The organism is Streptosporangium sp. NPDC003464, assembly GCF_053588315.1.
Window position 1 is genome coordinate 1 of sequence record NZ_JBSFPS010000020.1, and the last position, 15845, is coordinate 15845.

Below are 15845 nucleotides of genomic sequence, written 5' to 3' on the forward strand. Positions count from 1 at the left end.
CGGCAGAGGTTCACCGCAGGGGTGCCATACACGGATCACGACCTGATCCATGCCAGGCCGGAGGCGGCTGGGGGACGTGGCCGGGCGGGGCGTGGCCCCCGGCGGCCGGGGGCGCCTGCGGGGCCGGGACGGGGAAGTGGGCGCGGGCGGCCGCCATGCACTCCAGCAGCGCCTGCTGCTCCTCGTCGAACGTGCGCTCACCGATCATGCGGCGCCTGGCCCGCTCGTGGAGCAGGCCGAGCTCGGTGGCCGCGAGCTGGTAGTCGTTCATCGCCCGCAGCCCGGTCCGGCCGCCCTCCGTCCTGGCCCACTGCCTGGCCCCGCGGCGGCCCGGCAGCGAGGAGAGCATGGCCACGTCGTGGGGGCCCACCAGACCGGTCGCCTGGTAGGCGGGCAGGTAGGTCTGGATGAGCCCGATGATGCGCTTGCGGTCCCGGAAGACGATCGCGATCAGGACGAACAGCACGACCATCAGCAGCACGTAGGCGATGGCCAGGCCGCCGATGCCGACGTAGGAGGCGAAGCCGTTCCAGATGCCGTGTAGCAGCATCGCGCCGATCCAGCCCGCGGCGATCACGAAGATCCGCACCGGCCCCTGGCGCTGCGCGGCGTAGGCCACCGCGACCCCGATCATCGAGGTGAACAGCGGATGCGCGAACGGCGACAGGATGCCCCGCAGCACGACGGTCACCGCCAGGCCCTGCGCGCCCATGTCGTCGAGCGCGGCCACGTAGTAGCTGACGTTCTCGCTCATCGCGAAGCCGAGGCCGACCATGCTGGCGTAGATGATGCCGTCGGTGGGCCCGTCGAGCTCGGCCCGCTTGAACCTGAGCAGGCCCAGCAGGACCAGCCCCTTCATCGTCTCCTCCACGACGGGCGCGCCGAAGGTCGCGGCGATGTTGCGGGAGCTGTCGTAGCCCAGCCGGACGGTGTTCTCGATGTAGATCAGGTTGAAGGAGTTGATCAGGCCCGCGACCAGGACCGCCACGCCCGCCCCCCAGGCGAACGCGAAGATCAGGTTGCTCCGCGGCTCCGGCTCCATGCGGTCCAGCGCGAGCACCGCGGCCAGCAGCACCGGGACCGGCGCCAGGGCCAGCGCGAGCGCGATGAAGAAGTAGACCGGATCGCCGTTCAGCACGTCGAAGGAGAACGACGCCAGCGCGCACAGCCCGGCCACGACAAGCCCGGCGATCAGCGCGACAGACGGGCGGTCCTTGAACACCCACCGAGGATCACGGCTTGCCATGTGGCAACCGTAACCGCTGACGTCCTCGCCGTGCACGACGGCGGGGGATTCCCGGGAGCGCAGTGCCCGCCGCGGCCCGGCCGGGCCGCTCAGACGAGCATCGAGTCGACGGCGACGGCGAGGAACAGCAGCGCCAGGTAGGCGTTGGACCAGTGGAAGAAGCGCATCGGGCGCAGGTCCACGCCGGTCTTGCCGGCGTTGACGCGGCCGAGGAGGCGATAGACCTCCCACAGGCAGGCGGCGCCGAGGACGACGGCCACGGCGGGGTAGAGCAGCGTGGTGCCGGCGATCGGCCACAGCAGCAGCGAGCACAGCACCGTCGCCCAGGTGTAGGCGATGCTCTCCAGCACCACGCGGCGCTCGGTGGCGACCACCGGGAGCATGGGGACCTTCGCGGCGGCGTAGTCCTCCTTGTAACGCATGGCGAGGGTCCAGGTGTGCGGCGGGGTCCAGAAGAAGACCACGCCGAACAGCACCACCGGGGCCCAGTCGAGGCTGCCGGTGATGCCGGCCCAGCCGATCAGCACCGGCATGCACCCCGCCAGGCCCCCCCACACCACGTTCTGGGAGGTCCGCCGCTTCAGGATCATCGAGTAGACGAGGACGTAGAACAGGTTGGCCGCCAGCGACAGGCCGGCCGCGAGCCAATTCACCGTCAAGCCGAGGCCAAGAGTGGACAGCACGCCGAGGACGACCCCGAAAATGAGCGCGTTGCCCGGCGGGACCTGGTCGCGGGCCAGCGGCCGGCGCCGGGTGCGGCGCATCGCGGCGTCGATGTCACGGTCGATGTAGCAGTTCAGCGCGTTCGCGCTGCCCGCCGACAGGGTGCCGAACACCAGGGTGGACACGGCGATCCACAGCGGCGGCAGGCCACGGGCGGCCAGGAACATCACCGGCAGCGTCGTGATCAGCAGCAGCTCGATGATCCGCGGCTTGGTGAGGGCGACGTAGGCCTTCACGACGTCGCCGAGCGAACGCGGCGCGACGGCGTCCGTCGCGCCCGTCGCCGACGGGGCCGTCGATTGCTTGTCGGTCAGCACCATCTAAGGCGCTTCCAGCACGTGCGGGGTCAACGCGTAACCTCTGATTAGAGCGAATCCGTGAATGCGGGCACCAGCCAGCCTTGAAGACTCAACTGTAGTTGTTGGGGTGGCCGGTTCCGGCATGGGGTGCGGGGGCGGCACGACGGGATGCCTCGTGGGCGTTCCGTCCGCGCAGCTCACCACTCCTGTGGGCTCGCCCCGGATCGGCCTACGCAACGGTAGCGAGGCCGACCCGTTAGGGTCCGGTGTGGGCGGGAAAAGCCAAACCGGCGCCACCATCACACGACAAGATCCGGAGATCGAGCACTTGAGCAGCGAACTCGTGCCAGCCCTTGAATGGAGCGACCTGGACCGTCAGGCGGTCGACGTCGTCCGGGCCCTGGCAATGGACGCGGTAGAGAAGGCGGGTTCGGGCCACCCGGGCACCGCGATGAGCCTCGCGCCCGCCGCGTACCTGCTTTTCCAGCAGACGTTGCGGCACGACCCTTCCGACCCCACCTGGGTGGGCCGGGACCGTTTTGTTCTTTCCGCTGGACACACCAGTCTGACGCTTTACATCCAGCTCTTCCTTTCGGGCTACGGCCTGTCCCTGGACGATCTGAAGGGGCTGCGCCAGTGGGGCAGCCTGACCCCGGGCCACCCGGAGCACGGGCACACCGTCGGCGTGGAGACCACCACCGGCCCGCTGGGCCAGGGGCTGGGCAACGCGGTGGGCATGGCCATGGCCGCCCGCCGCGAGCGCGGCCTCTTCGACCCGGACGCGGCCCCGGGCACCAGCCCGTTCGACCACATGATCTGGTGCATCGCCTCCGAGGGTGACATCGAGGAGGGCGTCAGCCACGAGGTCAGCGCCATCGCCGGCCACCAGAAGCTGGGCAACCTGGTCGTCGTCTTCGACAGCAACCACATCTCGATCGAGGACGACACCCAGATCGCGCTGAGCGAGGACATCGCCAAGCGCTACGAGGCCTACGGCTGGCACGTCCAGACGGTCGACTGGACCAACGACGGCGAATACACCGAGGACGTCGAGGCGCTGCACCAGGCCCTGGAGGCCGCGCGCGCCGAGACCGACCGGCCGTCGTTCATCCGCCTGCGCACCGTCATCGGCTGGCCCGCCCCGAACAAGCAGAACACCGGCAAGGCCCACGGCTCGGCCCTGGGCGCCGAGGAGATCGCCGCCACCAAGACGGTCATGGGCCAGGACCCGGCCAAGAGCTTCGACGTCCCGGCCGAGGTGCTGGAGCACGCCCGCAAGGTCGTCGAGCGCGGCCGCGCGGCCCACTCCGAGTGGGAGAAGGCCTACCAGAACTGGCGCTCGGCCAACCCCGAGCGGGCGGCCGAGTTCGACCGGATCAGCGCGCGGCGGCTGCCGTCGGGCTGGGCCGAGGCGCTGCCGTCCTTCGAGCCCGGCGCCGCCGTCGCCACCCGCAAGGCCTCCGGCGAGGTGCTCAACAGCCTCGCGCCCGTGCTGCCCGAGCTGTGGGGCGGTTCGGCCGACCTGGCCGAGTCCAACAACACCACGATGAAGGGCGAGCCGTCCTTCATCCCGGAGGAATACCAGACCAAGGAGTTCCCGGGCAACCGCTACGGGCGCACCCTGCACTTCGGCATCCGCGAGCACGGCATGGGGTCGATCCTCAACGGCATCGCGCTGCACAACGGCACCCGCCCCTACGGCGGCACGTTCCTGGTCTTCAGCGACTACATGCGCCCCGCCGTACGGCTGGCGGCGCTGATGAAGCTGCCGGTCACCTACGTGTGGACGCACGACTCCATCGGCCTGGGCGAGGACGGCCCGACCCACCAGCCGGTCGAGCACCTGTGGGCGCTGCGCGCCATCCCGGGCCTGGACGTCGTCCGCCCGGCCGACGCCAACGAGACCGCCGCCGCCTGGCGGGTCGTGCTGGAGCACGGCGACCGCCCGGCCGCGCTGGCGCTGACCCGCCAGAACCTCCCGGTCTACGCGGGCACCGCCGACGCCACGAAGGTCGCCCGCGGCGCCTACGTCCTGGAGGACGCCTCCAACGGCCAGCCCGAGGTGATCCTGATCGGCACCGGCTCGGAGGTCCAGCTCGCCGTGGAGGCCCGCGCGATGCTGGAGGCCGAGGGCATCCCGGCCCGGGTCGTGTCGATGCCCTGCGTCGAGTGGTTCCAGGCCCAGGACGCGGCCTACCAGCAGACGGTGCTGCCCTCGGCGGTCCGCGCGCGCGTCGCCGTCGAAGCGGGAATCGCGCTGGGCTGGCGGCAGTTCGTGGGAGATGAAGGGGAAGTGGTCAGCCTGGAGCACTTCGGCGCCTCGGCTCCCTACAAGACCCTTTTCGAGCAGTTCGGACTGACCGCCGAGCGCGTGGCCGCCGCCGCCAAGGGGAGCCTCGCACGGACCGGGGCCGACAAGGGCGAGACGACGGGAAACTGATCATGAGTGAGATCCTTAAGAAGCTCTCCGAGCAGGGTGTCTCCATCTGGCTGGACGACATCAGCCGCGAGCGCCTGCGCACCGGCAACCTGGAGTCGCTGATCCGCGACAAGCACGTGGTCGGTGTCACCTCCAACCCGACGATCTTCGCCTCGGCGCTGAGCAAGGGCGACGCCTACGACAGCCAGCTCCACGACCTGTCGGTGCGCGGGGTGGACGTCGAGGAGGCGGTGCGCGCCATCACCACCTACGACATCCGCTGGGCCGCCGACGTGCTCAGGCCGGTCTACGACGCCACCGGCGGCGTGGACGGCCGGGTCTCCATCGAGGTGGACCCCCGCCTGGCCAGGGAGACCGACAAGACCGTCGCCGAGGCGCGCGCGCTGTGGTGGATGGTCGACCGTCCCAACCTGTTCATCAAGATCCCGGCCACGGTCGAGGGGCTGCCCGCGATCACCCAGGCGATCTCCGAGGGCATCAGCGTCAACGTCACGCTGATCTTCTCCCTGGAGCGCTACCGCGCCGTGATGGACGCCTGGCTGACGGGTCTGGAGCGCGCGCAGGCCAACGGCCTGGACCTGGCCGGCATCGAGTCGGTGGCCTCGTTCTTCGTCAGCCGCGTGGACAGCGAGATCGACAAGCGCCTGGAGAAGACCGGCACGCCCGAGGCCAAGGCGCTCAAGGGCAAGGCGGCCATCGCCAACGCCCGCCTCGCCTTCGCCGCCTTCGAGGATGTGGTCAACTCTCCGCGCTGGCAGGCGCTGGCCGCGGCCGGGGCCCGTCCGCAGCGCCCGCTGTGGGCCTCCACCGGCACCAAGGACCCGAGCTACCCCGACACCCTCTACGTCGACGAGCTCGTCACCTCGGGCACGGTCAACACGATGCCGGAGAAGACCCTCGACGCCGTGGCCGGCCACGGCCGGATCGACGGCGACACCATCCGCCCCTTCTACGAGGACGCCTGGAACACCATGGCCGCTCTCAAGGAGGTGGGCATCGACTACGACGACGTGGTGAGGGTGCTGGAGGAGGAGGGCGTGGAGAAGTTCGAAGCGTCCTGGAACGAGCTCCTGGCCACCGTCTCCGCCGAGCTGCGGAAGGCGTGAACCATATGTCAGTGTCCGTGACGTTCAGCGAGGAGCGCCTGGCCGAACAGGCCGCTGAGACGGCCCGGCGGCTGGCCGCCGAAGGGGTGCCCGCGGCCCTGGCCGCCGGCGACCCCGCCCTGTGGGGTCCGGAGGCCCAGCCCGAGGCGGCGATCCGCCTCGGCTGGCTCGGCCTCCCGCGGACCAGCAGGGAGCTGCTGCCGGAGATCGGCAAGCTCGTCGAGCGGGTCCGCGCGGAGGGCCTGGACCACGTGGTCCTGGCGGGCATGGGCGGCTCCTCGCTCGCCCCGGAGGTCATCTGCGCCACCGCCGACGTGCCGCTGACCGTGCTCGACACCACCGACCCCGGTCAGGTGCGCAGGGCGCTGGAGGACCGCCTGGAGCGCACGATCGTGGTCGTCGCCAGCAAGAGCGGCGGCACGGTCGAGACCGACAGCCACCGGCGGATCTACGAGAAGGCCTTCCGCGAGGCGGGGATCGACCCGGCCGAGCGGATCGTCGTGGTCACCGACCCGGGCTCGCCGCTGGAGCAGACCGCCGCGGAGGCGGGCTACCGGGTCTTCCTGGCCGACCCCGACGTGGGCGGCCGCTACAGCGCCCTGTCGGCCTTCGGCCTGGTGCCCAGCGCGCTGGCCGGGGCCGACGTCCAGCAGTTGCTGGACGACGCGGCCGCGGTGCAGCCGCTGCTCGCGCAGGCCGAGGGCAACCCCGGCCTGGACCTCGGCGCCGCCCTGGGCGCCGCCGCGGTCGCCGGCCGCGACAAGCTCGTGCTGGAGGACAGCCTCTCGGAGATCAACGGTCTGCCCGACTGGATCGAGCAGCTGGTCGCCGAGTCCACCGGCAAGAACGGCAAGGGCATCCTGCCGATCGTCGGCGCCGACCCGGGCGAGGCCGAGGACGAGCTGGTCGCCGGGATCGACTCCGACGGCGCCGTGACCGTCAGCGGGCCGCTGGGCGCGCAGTTCCTCGTCTGGGAGTACGCCACGGCCGTCGCCGGCCGCGTCCTGGGCATCAACCCGTTCGACCAGCCGAACGTGGCCGAGTCCAAGGAGAACACCGGCGAGCTGCTGGACCGGACGGAGCTGCCGGTCGGCACCCCGATCCTGGTCGACGGCCCGGTCGAGGTCTACGGCGAGCTGCCCGGCCCGGAGGCCCCCAAGGACCTGTCCGAGGTGTTCACCCAGCTGCTGGAGGCCGTCCCCGGCGACGGCTATCTCGCGATCATGGCCTACCTCGACCGGGAGGCGGCCTTCGACGCCCCCCACGCCGAGGGTGCCTCGTTCGAGGAGATGACCGACGCGTGGAGCGCGGCCGACCCGGCCACGCTGCGCGCGCAGCTCGCGGTCCGGACCGAGCGGCCGATCACCTTCGGCTGGGGTCCCCGGTTCCTGCACTCCACCGGCCAGTACCACAAGGGTGGTCCGCAGAACGGCGTGTTCCTGCAGATCACCGGGGCCGTGGAGGAGGACGTCGAGGTGCCCGGCAGGCCCTACACCCTGGGCCGCCTCCAGCTCGCGCAGGCTCTGGGAGACCAGGGCGCGCTGGCCAAGCGCGGGCGTCCCACCGTACGGCTGCACCTGACCGATCGCGCGGCCGGTGTCGCGCGCCTGCTCGCGGCAGCGCGGGAGGTCTGAATGGCCAAGGAACGCTCGACGGCGCAGGCCGACACGGCCGAGCCCGAGACCACCCCGACGGACGCCGCGCAGGCCGACGGCCTGCCGGCGGCCGGGGCGCACGCCGAGGAGTCGGTGACCGTCGCCTCGGCGGCCGCGACCGCCGCCACCACCGAGGAGGTGGTGCGGACCAACCCGCTGCGCGACCCGCGCGACAAGCGGCTGCCGCGGGTGGCGGGACCGTGCGTGCTGGTGCTGTTCGGCGTGACGGGCGACCTGGCGCGCAAGAAGCTGCTGCCGGCGATCTACGACCTGGCGAACCGGGGGCTGCTGCCCCCGGGCTTCTCCCTGGTCGGCTTCGCCCGCCGCGACTGGAAGGACCAGGACTTCGCGCAGCTCACCCATGACGCCGTCAAGGAGCACGCGCGCACGCCCTTCCGCGAGGAGGTCTGGAAGCAGCTGTCGGAGGGCATCTTCTTCTGCCCGGGCGAGTTCACCGACGACGGCGCGTTCGACGCGCTGGCCATGATGCTCAAGGAGATCGACCAGACCCGGGGCACCGGCGGCAACTACGGTTTCTACCTGTCGGTCCCGCCGAAGTTCTTCCCGGTCGTGGTCGAGCAGCTCAAGCGGACCGGGCTGGCGCACGGCCCCGAGGGGTCCTGGCGCCGGGTGGTGATCGAGAAGCCCTTCGGGCACGACCTGAAGAGCGCCCAGGAGCTCAACGCGATCACCAGCGCGGTCTTCCCGGAGAGCTCGGTGTTCCGCATCGACCACTACCTGGGCAAGGAGACCGTCCAGAACATCCTGGCGCTGCGCTTCGCCAACAACCTGTTCGAGCCGATCTGGAACCGGAGCTACGTCGACCACGTCCAGATCACGATGGCCGAGGACATCGGCATCGGCGGCCGGGCGGGTTACTACGACGGCATCGGCGCGGCCCGGGACGTGATCCAGAACCACCTGCTCCAGCTGCTGGCCCTGGTGGCGATGGAGGACCCGACGTCGTTCGAGGCCAACTCGCTGCGCCGGGAGAAGGAGAAGGTCCTCAAGGCCGTGCAGCTGCCGCACGACCTGACGGAGGCCACCGCGCGCGGCCGCTACGCGTCAGGCTGGCAGGGTGGCGAGCCGGTCGTCGGCTACACCCAGGAGGATGGCATCCCGCCGGACTCCATCACCGAGACCTACGCCGCCATCAAGCTGGAGATCGCCAACCGGCGCTGGGCCGGGGTGCCGTTCTACCTGCGCACCGGCAAGCGGCTGAGCCGCCGGGTGACGGAGGTCGCCGTGGTGTTCCAGCGCGCGCCGCACCTGCCCTTCAGCAAGGACGACACCGAGATCCTGGGGCAGAACGCCCTGGTCATCCGGGTCCAGCCGGATGAGGGCATCACGGTGCGGTTCGGCTCCAAGGTGCCCGGCACCGCCATGGAGGTCCGGGACGTCTCGATGGACTTCGCCTACGGCGAGTCGTTCATGGAGTCCTCTCCCGAGGCCTACGAGCGGCTGCTGCTGGACGTGCTGATCGGTGACCCGCCGCTCTTCCCGCATCAGCGCGAGGTCGAGCTGTCGTGGAAGATCCTCGACCCGATCGAGGAGTTCTGGGCCTCCCAGGGACCGCCGGAGGAGTATCCGGCGGGCACCTGGGGTCCCAAGTCGGCCGACGAGATGATGGCCCGCGACGGACGCGCGTGGAGGAGGTTGTAAATGGCGAGCTTCATGCTCAGCGACACGACCGCGTCGAAGATCTCCTCACAGCTCACCCAGCTGCGCCACCAGATGGGCACCCCCGCGGTCGGCATGGTGCTGACCCTGGTGGTGATCAGCGACGAGAGCAACCAGTACGACGCGGTCCGGGCCGCGACCGAGGCGGCCAGGGAGCACCCCTCCCGGATACTGGTCGTCATCCCCCGCGACCCGCAGGAGCCCAACCGGCTCGACGCCGAGCTGCGCTTCGGCGAGTCCACCCCGGGCGAGGTGATCCTGCTGCGCCTGTACGGCGAGCTCACCGAGCACGCCGAATCGGTGGTCGGGCCGCTGCTGCTCACCGACACCCCGGTGGTGGCCTGGTGGCCGGGCGACTGCCCGGAGGTGCCCGCCAAGGACCCGATCGGCATGCTCGCCCAGCGCCGCATCGTCGACGCCCGGTCGGCGGCCGACTCGGTGCAGGCGATCACCAGCCGGGCCCGCGGCTACGTCCCCGGCGACACCGACCTGGCCTGGACCCGGCTGACGTCGTGGCGGAGCCTGCTGGCCGCCGCGTTCGACCAGACGGTGGGCAAGGTCAAGAAGGGCGAGGTGGCGGCCGTGCCCGGCCACGCCAGCGCCCTTCTGCTGGGGGCCTGGCTCAGCGAGCGCCTGGGCGCCCAGGTGAAGGTCTCCGAGTCGGCGGGTCCCGGCCTGACCACGGTCAAGCTGGTCACCCCCGAGGGCGACATCTCCATCAACCGGGGCGACGGCCGCCTGGCCACCCTGTCCCGGCCGGGCCAGCCGGACCGGCGGGTCGCCCTGATCCGCCGCCCGACGTCGGAGCTGCTCGCCGAGGAGCTCCGGCGGCTGGACCCCGACGAGATCTACGAGGCCGCGATCCGGCGACTCGCCCGGACGCACAGGTCCTGACCTGTGAGCGCCCCGCGGTCGTCCGCGGGGCGCTCCTTTTCATCGAAAGCCCGTCGAGAGAGAAGTCCCCGTGAGCGTTCCCACCGTGATCATCCACCGCGACGCCGACATGCTCGCCAAGGCCGCCGCCGCCCGGGTGATCACCCGCACGGTCGACGTGCAGTCGGGCAAGGGCTCGGCCTCGCTGGTGCTGACCGGCGGCACCATCGGCATCGCCACGTTGGCCGAGATCGCCGCCAGCCCCGCCCGCGACGCCATCGACTGGCGCAACCTGGACATCTGGTGGGGCGACGAGCGCTTCCTGCCCTCCGGCCACCCCGAGCGCAACGAGACCGGCGCCCGCAAGGCCCTCCTCGACCACGTCGACGTCGACCCCGCCCGCGTCCACGTGATGCGCGGCCCCGATTCGGGCATGACCGCCGAGGAGTCCGCCGAGGCCTACGCCGAGGAGCTGCGCCGGGCCGCACGTCCGGAAGACCACGGCCCGGCGCCGTCGTTCGACGTCATGATGCTGGGCATGGGCCCGGACAGCCACGTGGCCTCGCTGTTCCCGGGTATGCCGGCCCTGTACGAGACGCGCCCGGTGGTGGCGGTGCACGGCGCTCCCAAGCCCCCGCCCACCCGCATCTCGCTCACGCTGCCGGTCATCCAGGGGGCGCGTGAGGTGTGGGTGATCGCCGCCGGCGAGGAGAAGGCGGGAGCCGTACGGCTGGCGCTGTCGGACTCGGGTCCGGTGCAGGTCCCGGCGGCGGGTGCGCGTGGCCGGCAGGGGACGCTGTTCCTGCTGGACAGGGCGTCCGCCTCGAAGATCCCCTCGTCCCTGGGACGGCTCTCCTCCCCCTGAGCCCTCCCCGGCCTGCCCCTGAGCCCTCCCCGGCCTGCCCTGAGCCCCCCGGAGCCCTCCGAGCCGGCCTGTCGTCGGTGAAGGTGCCGTGGACGGTCCCGGCACCGGCGACGGTCGGCGCGGGCCGGACGCGTCAGGATCTGGATCAAGGTCCGTGAAGCGGTGACAGTGCGTGACGATCACCAGCGGGTGAGGAGCACGTGCTTCCGGAGAAGCGGTGTGCACGCTTGGCCACTTGAGCTATCTTGTCCGACATGATCACCGAGGGCTGGTTGGCGGACACCCGGGCGTCCTACGACACCGTCGCCGCAAGCTATGCGGACCGGGTGCGCGACCTGCTCGATCAAACGCCCTACGAACGCGCGTTCCTGGCGCTGTTCGCCGATCTGGTGCGGACCGCCGGCCGGGGGCCGGTTGCGGACGTGGGATGCGGCTCCGGGAGGATCACGGCCTACCTGCAAAAACTGGGCGTGGACGCGTTCGGGATCGACCTGTCGCCCGCGATGGTCGAGGTAGCTCGGCGCGATCACCCCGGCCTGCGGTTCGAAGTCGGTTCCATGACGGACCTCGAACTCGCCGACGCCTCGATGGCCGGTCTGGTCGCCTGGTACTCGCTGATCCACGTTCCCGACGAGGAGATCGGCGCGGTCTTCACGCACTTCCATCGAGTGTTGCGGCCCGACGGTCCACTGCTGCTCGGCTTCCACGTGGGCGATGGGTCCAGATTGATCACCAAAGGCTACGGGGAGCATCCGATGAGGGTCTACGTCCATCGCCGCCGGCCTGATCAAGTGGCCGCCTGGCTCAACGACGCCGGCTTCACGGTCGAGGCGCAGATGACTCTGAGCTCAGCCGAGAGCACACTCGGGGGAGTTCTCATGGCGCGTCGGCGGCCTGATACCCAGCAGGGGTGAATCGCCCCGACTTCGACAGGGACCAGGGGCATACCACCTCGACGGTTGATTCGACGGGGTCCGTCGGGCTGGTAGTGAAGATTTTTGAGGACCGTCAGAGCTGGATCCGCTCGGTGTCTCACTCCCGCAGGCGGCTCAGCGCCTGCATGGCCTCGCGCTCTATGCGTGAAAGATCGCACAGGACGGTGCCCGCCTGCGCGAGATACCGCGCCTCGCCTGATTCGCCGGCTTCTGTGATCAATGCTGCGGCTCCCGTCCACAGGGTGGCCGCCTCGGCGTACAGCCCGTGGCCGGTGCGCAGGTGGCTGCTGTCGAGCAGTTGGGTGCAGTCGGCGAGGAAGTCGCGGTAGAGATTACGGAACAGGGCGCCGCCGGTGCCGGCCTTCTCCATCAGGAGGGCGGCCTGAGGCAGGTCCCGTCGCGGGTTGTCGGTCCGCTGGAGCCAGGTGCGTACCAGCTTCCCGGCCCGCTCGATGCCACGGTGACCCAGGTTGGCGATGGGCGGGTTGAGGAAGGCGTCGGCGCAGGCGGTGATGGCGGGAATGATCCGGTCCCGCGGGGAGGGCAGGCTCCTCGGAGCGGTGAGGGTGAAGGACCGGTGCTTGGCGGTCATCGGGCCGCGCGCGGCCCTGGCCTGGGCGAGGCTGGTCAGGCTGGTGGACACCGCTCCGCCCTGCTGGGCGGTGTCCACCAGGTAGGCGTCGTGGTCGTCATAGCCGTACATGGCGACGACATGACCGCCGAAGTGCACCTTCGACCCGAAGTAATCCAGGTGGTAGCTGTCGAGCTGCAGTCCGACGGGGCGGCCGGCGTCGATGGGGGCTGCCGCGTTCTCCCATGCCCTGCGGGGGGAAGTGGTCTCCTGGACCAGGAGTTCCAGCCCGAGTCTGGCGGCCAGGTTTCTGGTGAGGTCGAAAGGCTTGACCCGTCCCCCGAGGAAGGGGAAGTCCATGTTCTTGCCGTCCCAGTAGATGAAGGACAGACCGGAGCCGAGGCCGAAGAGCATGGGCTCGGACAGATCGAGCCCCTGGTGCCGCAGCAGCACCCCCAGAGCCGTCGTCTCGCAGTGCTGCATGCCGCGGGCGTCGATGTCTTTCACCGTGGTCATGCCATGCTCTCCTGGACGGGGATGATCAGCCGGGTCATCGGTTCTTCTCGCGGTGCCGCTGTCGGCCCGACGAGACAGGCCTCACGTACGGGCGCTTGCGGGCGCGGTCCGCGCTCGTGGACGGCGGCGGAGAGCACGCGGTAGGCCAGCGGCCGGGCGAAGGTCAGGGCATCACGTGCCTGTTCAGGCGCGTGACAGCGGTATCCGGAGCCGGCGTCCACGCGAGCTGGAGCCGACAGCCCCGTCTCGTCGTGGTGCGGTAGCCGCTTGGCGCCGGGTCGGCACAGGCGGGCGGAGCGCCCGATGGTGAGAAGTCCGTCTTGCACGCCATCATGGTGGACTCTCCCACGGGGGGAGAGTCCACCGCTGTGCCCATCGGCTCCAAGGTCGCCCTGCTCCTCTTCGCCGTCGTCATCGTTCGGGGCGTCCGAGCGTGGAGCTGGGCGACCGCGCCGGAGCTGTGCGGCTGCTTGCTCACCTTCATGGGCCAAGGACCTCAGCCCCGCGGCGCATACATGATCGTCAAGACTCCGGCCAGGCAGATCAGCGCCCCGACCACATCCCAGCGATCGGGCCGGAAGCCGTCGGCGACCATGCCCCACACCAGGGAGCCGGCCACGAACACCCCGCCGTAAGCGGCCAGCACGCGGCCGAAGTTCGGGTCGCTCTGGAAGGTCGCGACGAACCCGTACAGGCCCAACGCGATCACGCCCCCGCCGATCCAGACCAGGCCGCGCTGCTCGCGCACGCCTTGCCAGACCAGCCAGGCGCCACCGATCTCGAACAGCGCGGCCAGGGCGAACAACAGCAGAGAGCGGACGATCGTCATGGCCGTCATTGCACCAGGCCGGACGGGAGCACACGACACCCGGGCCGCCGGCCGGCACCGGTCGGCGTCCGCCGCCGCATCGGCAGGTCTGACCGCGTGCGGCAGCAGCCCTGCTACGGCACCGCCGGCGCCCCCACCACCACGCGACACCGGCTCGCCGTCGACGTCATCCTTCTCGGCGGCAACCGCTGTTCCCGCCTCCCTCGGCCCCGGGGCGGGTCAGGAGCCGGCCCCGTCCAGCGCGTCGATCTCGTCGAGGATCGCCCGCTTGCCCGCCGGGTCCAGGCAGGAGGCGTTGACGGCGTTGCGGGCCAGCGCCGCCAGCGCCCGCCGGTCCAGGCCGAAGACCTCGGCGGCGACCCGGTACTCGTCGCTCAGGGTGGTGGCGAACATGGGCGGGTCGTCGCTGTTCAGGGTGACGTACAGGCCCTCCTCCAGCATGCGTGGCAGGGGATGGTCCTTGATGTGGGCGACCTGGCCGGTGCGGACGTTGGAGGTGGGGCAGACCTCCAGGGGGATCTGGGTGTCGCGGAGGTGGGCGACCAGGCGGGGGTCGTCCAGGCAGGCGATGCCGTGGCCGATCCGCTCGGCGCCCAGCCCGTCGAGGACCTCCCAGATGGTCTCCGGGCCGGTCATCTCCCCCGCGTGCGGGAGGCTGCGCAGCCCGGCGGCGGTGGCGGCGCGGAAGGCGTCTCTGAAGGCGTCCCGGTACGGCGGGCGCTTCTGCTCGATACCGGCCAGGCCAAAACCTACCAATTCCCGGGGAGGTTCCTGGAGGGCATGGTCCAGTGTCACCCGGGCGGCCTCGGCCCCGTACTCGCCGGGGATGTCGAAGATGTAGCCGACCCGGACGCCGTGTTCGGCGGCCGCGCGCCGGGCGGCCAGGTCGAGCGCCTCGGTGACCGCGCGCATGGGCATGCCCACCACGTGGTGGGCGTAGGGAGTGACCGTCAGCTCGACGTAGCGCGCGTTCTGCGCCGCCAGGTCCCCGGCCAGGCCGACCACCAGCGTCTCCACGTCCTCGGGCTCGCGGACCAGGGCGTTGACCGCCCCGTAGACCTCGGCGAAGTGCGGGAAGTCGCGGAAGGCGTAGAAGTCGCGCAGCTCCTCCTCCACGGTGGGCACCCGGCTGCCGGGGTGACGCCGGGACAGCTCCAGGACGGTGGGGACGGAGGCGGAGCCGATCAGGTGGACGTGGAGCTCGACCTTGGGGAGCAGGTCGATGAAGGCGTCGATCATCATGGGGCGACCCTACGCACGCCATGTCGGCACACGGTAGGGATAGCGCGTCAATCTCACACAAAAATGTAAGGCTATGGCGTCTTGCCTGGACAGCCGGGTCCGGGCCGGCGGGCGCCGGGGAATCGGACGGACCGGCGGGCACCCCGCCGGCGGGCGGAGCGGGATTCCGCACCGGGACGCCCCTCCCTTCGCGGGAAACCTGGCGCATAGTGGGTGCTAGGAACCCGGCACCCCCACGGAGGCCACTCGTGTTCGAGCGCTTCACAGACCGTGCCCGCCGTGTCGTGGTCCTGGCCCAGGAGGAGGCCCGGCGGCTCGGCCACGACCACATCGGCACCGAGCACATCCTGCTCGGCCTGCTCGGGGAGGACGGCGCCGCCGACCGCGCGCTGCGGGCCGTCGGCATCAGCCGCGAGCAGGTCCGCGACGAGATCGAGGGGATCATCGGCCGGGGCACCGACGCCCCGCCCGGCCACATCCCGTTCACCCCGCGGGCCAAGAAGGTGCTGGAGCTGTCCCTGCGGGAGGCCCTCGACCTGCACCACGGCCACATCGGCACCGAGCACATCCTGCTCGGCCTGATCCGCGAGGGCGAGGGCGTCGCGGCCCAGGTCCTCACCGGGCGGGGCGCCCGGCTGGAGGCCGTACGCGCCCAGGTGCTCACGCTCATCGGGCGGGGCGGCCCCGGCCGCCCGCCGGTCGCCGAGGAGGGCTTCCACGGCGCCGCACACTCGGCCGACGCGCGGCTGGAGCGGATCCAGGAGAGCCTGGACCGCATCGAGCGCCGCCTGGACGCCATGGGAGCGCCCGCGGACCCGGGCCCGCGGGACGACGGCTAGCGTCCACCCGGTCCGGGGCCCCTGAG

At 71.2% G+C, this 15845-nt stretch carries 13 protein-coding genes and 1 pseudogene; 8 read left to right on the forward strand and 6 right to left on the reverse strand.

The genetic code is table 11. The features are described 5' to 3' along the window. Nucleotides 1-10: 10 nt before the first annotated feature. Together ACWDS7_RS07165 and ACWDS7_RS07170 are read right to left on the reverse strand one after the other, a co-directional pair. Complete coding sequence (locus ACWDS7_RS07165) at nucleotides 11-1246, reverse strand: PrsW family intramembrane metalloprotease (RefSeq protein ID WP_451928511.1); 1236 nt, start codon at nucleotides 1244-1246, stop codon at nucleotides 11-13. 89 nt (nucleotides 1247-1335) lie between these two features. Further along, nucleotides 1336-2289: a heme o synthase gene (locus ACWDS7_RS07170; protein ID WP_306868854.1), complete on the reverse strand. Its 954-nt coding sequence runs from the start codon at nucleotides 2287-2289 to the stop codon at nucleotides 1336-1338. 385 nt (nucleotides 2290-2674) lie between these two features. Between ACWDS7_RS07170 and tkt the strand changes: the two genes are divergently transcribed. The 7 genes from tkt (at nucleotide 2675) to ACWDS7_RS07205 (ending at nucleotide 11801) form a co-directional block, all read left to right on the forward strand. Further along, entirely contained in the window at nucleotides 2675-4708 is a 2034-nt protein-coding gene (gene tkt, locus ACWDS7_RS07175; protein WP_451928545.1) for a transketolase, read from the forward strand. Nucleotides 4709-4710: 2 nt separating this feature from the next. Further along, complete coding sequence (tal, locus tag ACWDS7_RS07180) at nucleotides 4711-5814, forward strand: transaldolase (protein WP_451928512.1); 1104 nt, start codon at nucleotides 4711-4713, stop codon at nucleotides 5812-5814. 5 nt (nucleotides 5815-5819) lie between these two features. Beyond that, the gene (locus ACWDS7_RS07185) at nucleotides 5820-7448 is read left to right on the forward strand and encodes a glucose-6-phosphate isomerase (protein ID WP_306868850.1); all 1629 of its coding nucleotides are present in this window, start codon (nucleotides 5820-5822) and stop codon (nucleotides 7446-7448) included. Beyond that, nucleotides 7449-9131: a glucose-6-phosphate dehydrogenase gene (zwf, locus tag ACWDS7_RS07190; RefSeq protein ID WP_451928513.1), complete on the forward strand. Its 1683-nt coding sequence runs from the start codon at nucleotides 7449-7451 to the stop codon at nucleotides 9129-9131. It begins immediately after the preceding gene. Next, nucleotides 9132-10043 carry a glucose-6-phosphate dehydrogenase assembly protein OpcA gene (locus tag ACWDS7_RS07195; protein ID WP_451928514.1) on the forward strand — a complete coding sequence of 304 codons (912 nt, stop codon included), beginning with the start codon at nucleotides 9132-9134 and terminating at the stop codon, nucleotides 10041-10043. A 70-nt stretch (nucleotides 10044-10113) separates the two neighbouring features. Then, nucleotides 10114-10887, forward strand: a complete 774-nt coding sequence (gene pgl, locus ACWDS7_RS07200; RefSeq protein ID WP_306868845.1) for a 6-phosphogluconolactonase — start codon at nucleotides 10114-10116, stop codon at nucleotides 10885-10887. Nucleotides 10888-11141: 254 nt separating this feature from the next. Further along, complete coding sequence (locus tag ACWDS7_RS07205; protein ID WP_451928515.1) at nucleotides 11142-11801, forward strand: class I SAM-dependent DNA methyltransferase; 660 nt, start codon at nucleotides 11142-11144, stop codon at nucleotides 11799-11801. Between the two features lie 118 nt (nucleotides 11802-11919). Here ACWDS7_RS07205 and ACWDS7_RS07210 read toward each other — a convergent pair whose 3' ends face one another. From ACWDS7_RS07210 to add, 4 genes are all read right to left on the reverse strand, one after another. Beyond that, the gene (locus ACWDS7_RS07210) at nucleotides 11920-12909 is read right to left on the reverse strand and encodes a BtrH N-terminal domain-containing protein (RefSeq protein ID WP_451928516.1); all 990 of its coding nucleotides are present in this window, start codon (nucleotides 12907-12909) and stop codon (nucleotides 11920-11922) included. Beyond that, nucleotides 12906-13235 carry a hypothetical protein gene (locus ACWDS7_RS07215; protein ID WP_451928517.1) on the reverse strand — a complete coding sequence of 110 codons (330 nt, stop codon included), beginning with the start codon at nucleotides 13233-13235 and terminating at the stop codon, nucleotides 12906-12908. Before ACWDS7_RS07215 ends, ACWDS7_RS07210 begins: the two co-directional genes overlap by 4 nt. 170 nt (nucleotides 13236-13405) lie before the next feature. After that, the gene (locus tag ACWDS7_RS07220; protein WP_451928518.1) at nucleotides 13406-13738 is read right to left on the reverse strand and encodes a YnfA family protein; all 333 of its coding nucleotides are present in this window, start codon (nucleotides 13736-13738) and stop codon (nucleotides 13406-13408) included. Between the two features lie 219 nt (nucleotides 13739-13957). Next, a complete protein-coding gene (add, locus tag ACWDS7_RS07225; protein ID WP_451928519.1) occupies nucleotides 13958-14980 on the reverse strand; it encodes an adenosine deaminase in 1023 nt (340 codons plus the stop codon). Between the two features lie 248 nt (nucleotides 14981-15228). Here add and ACWDS7_RS07230 point away from each other — a divergent pair. Next, nucleotides 15229-15765, forward strand: a pseudogene (locus tag ACWDS7_RS07230) (Clp protease N-terminal domain-containing protein); the annotation flags it as partial. Nucleotides 15766-15845: the final 80 nt, after the last annotated feature.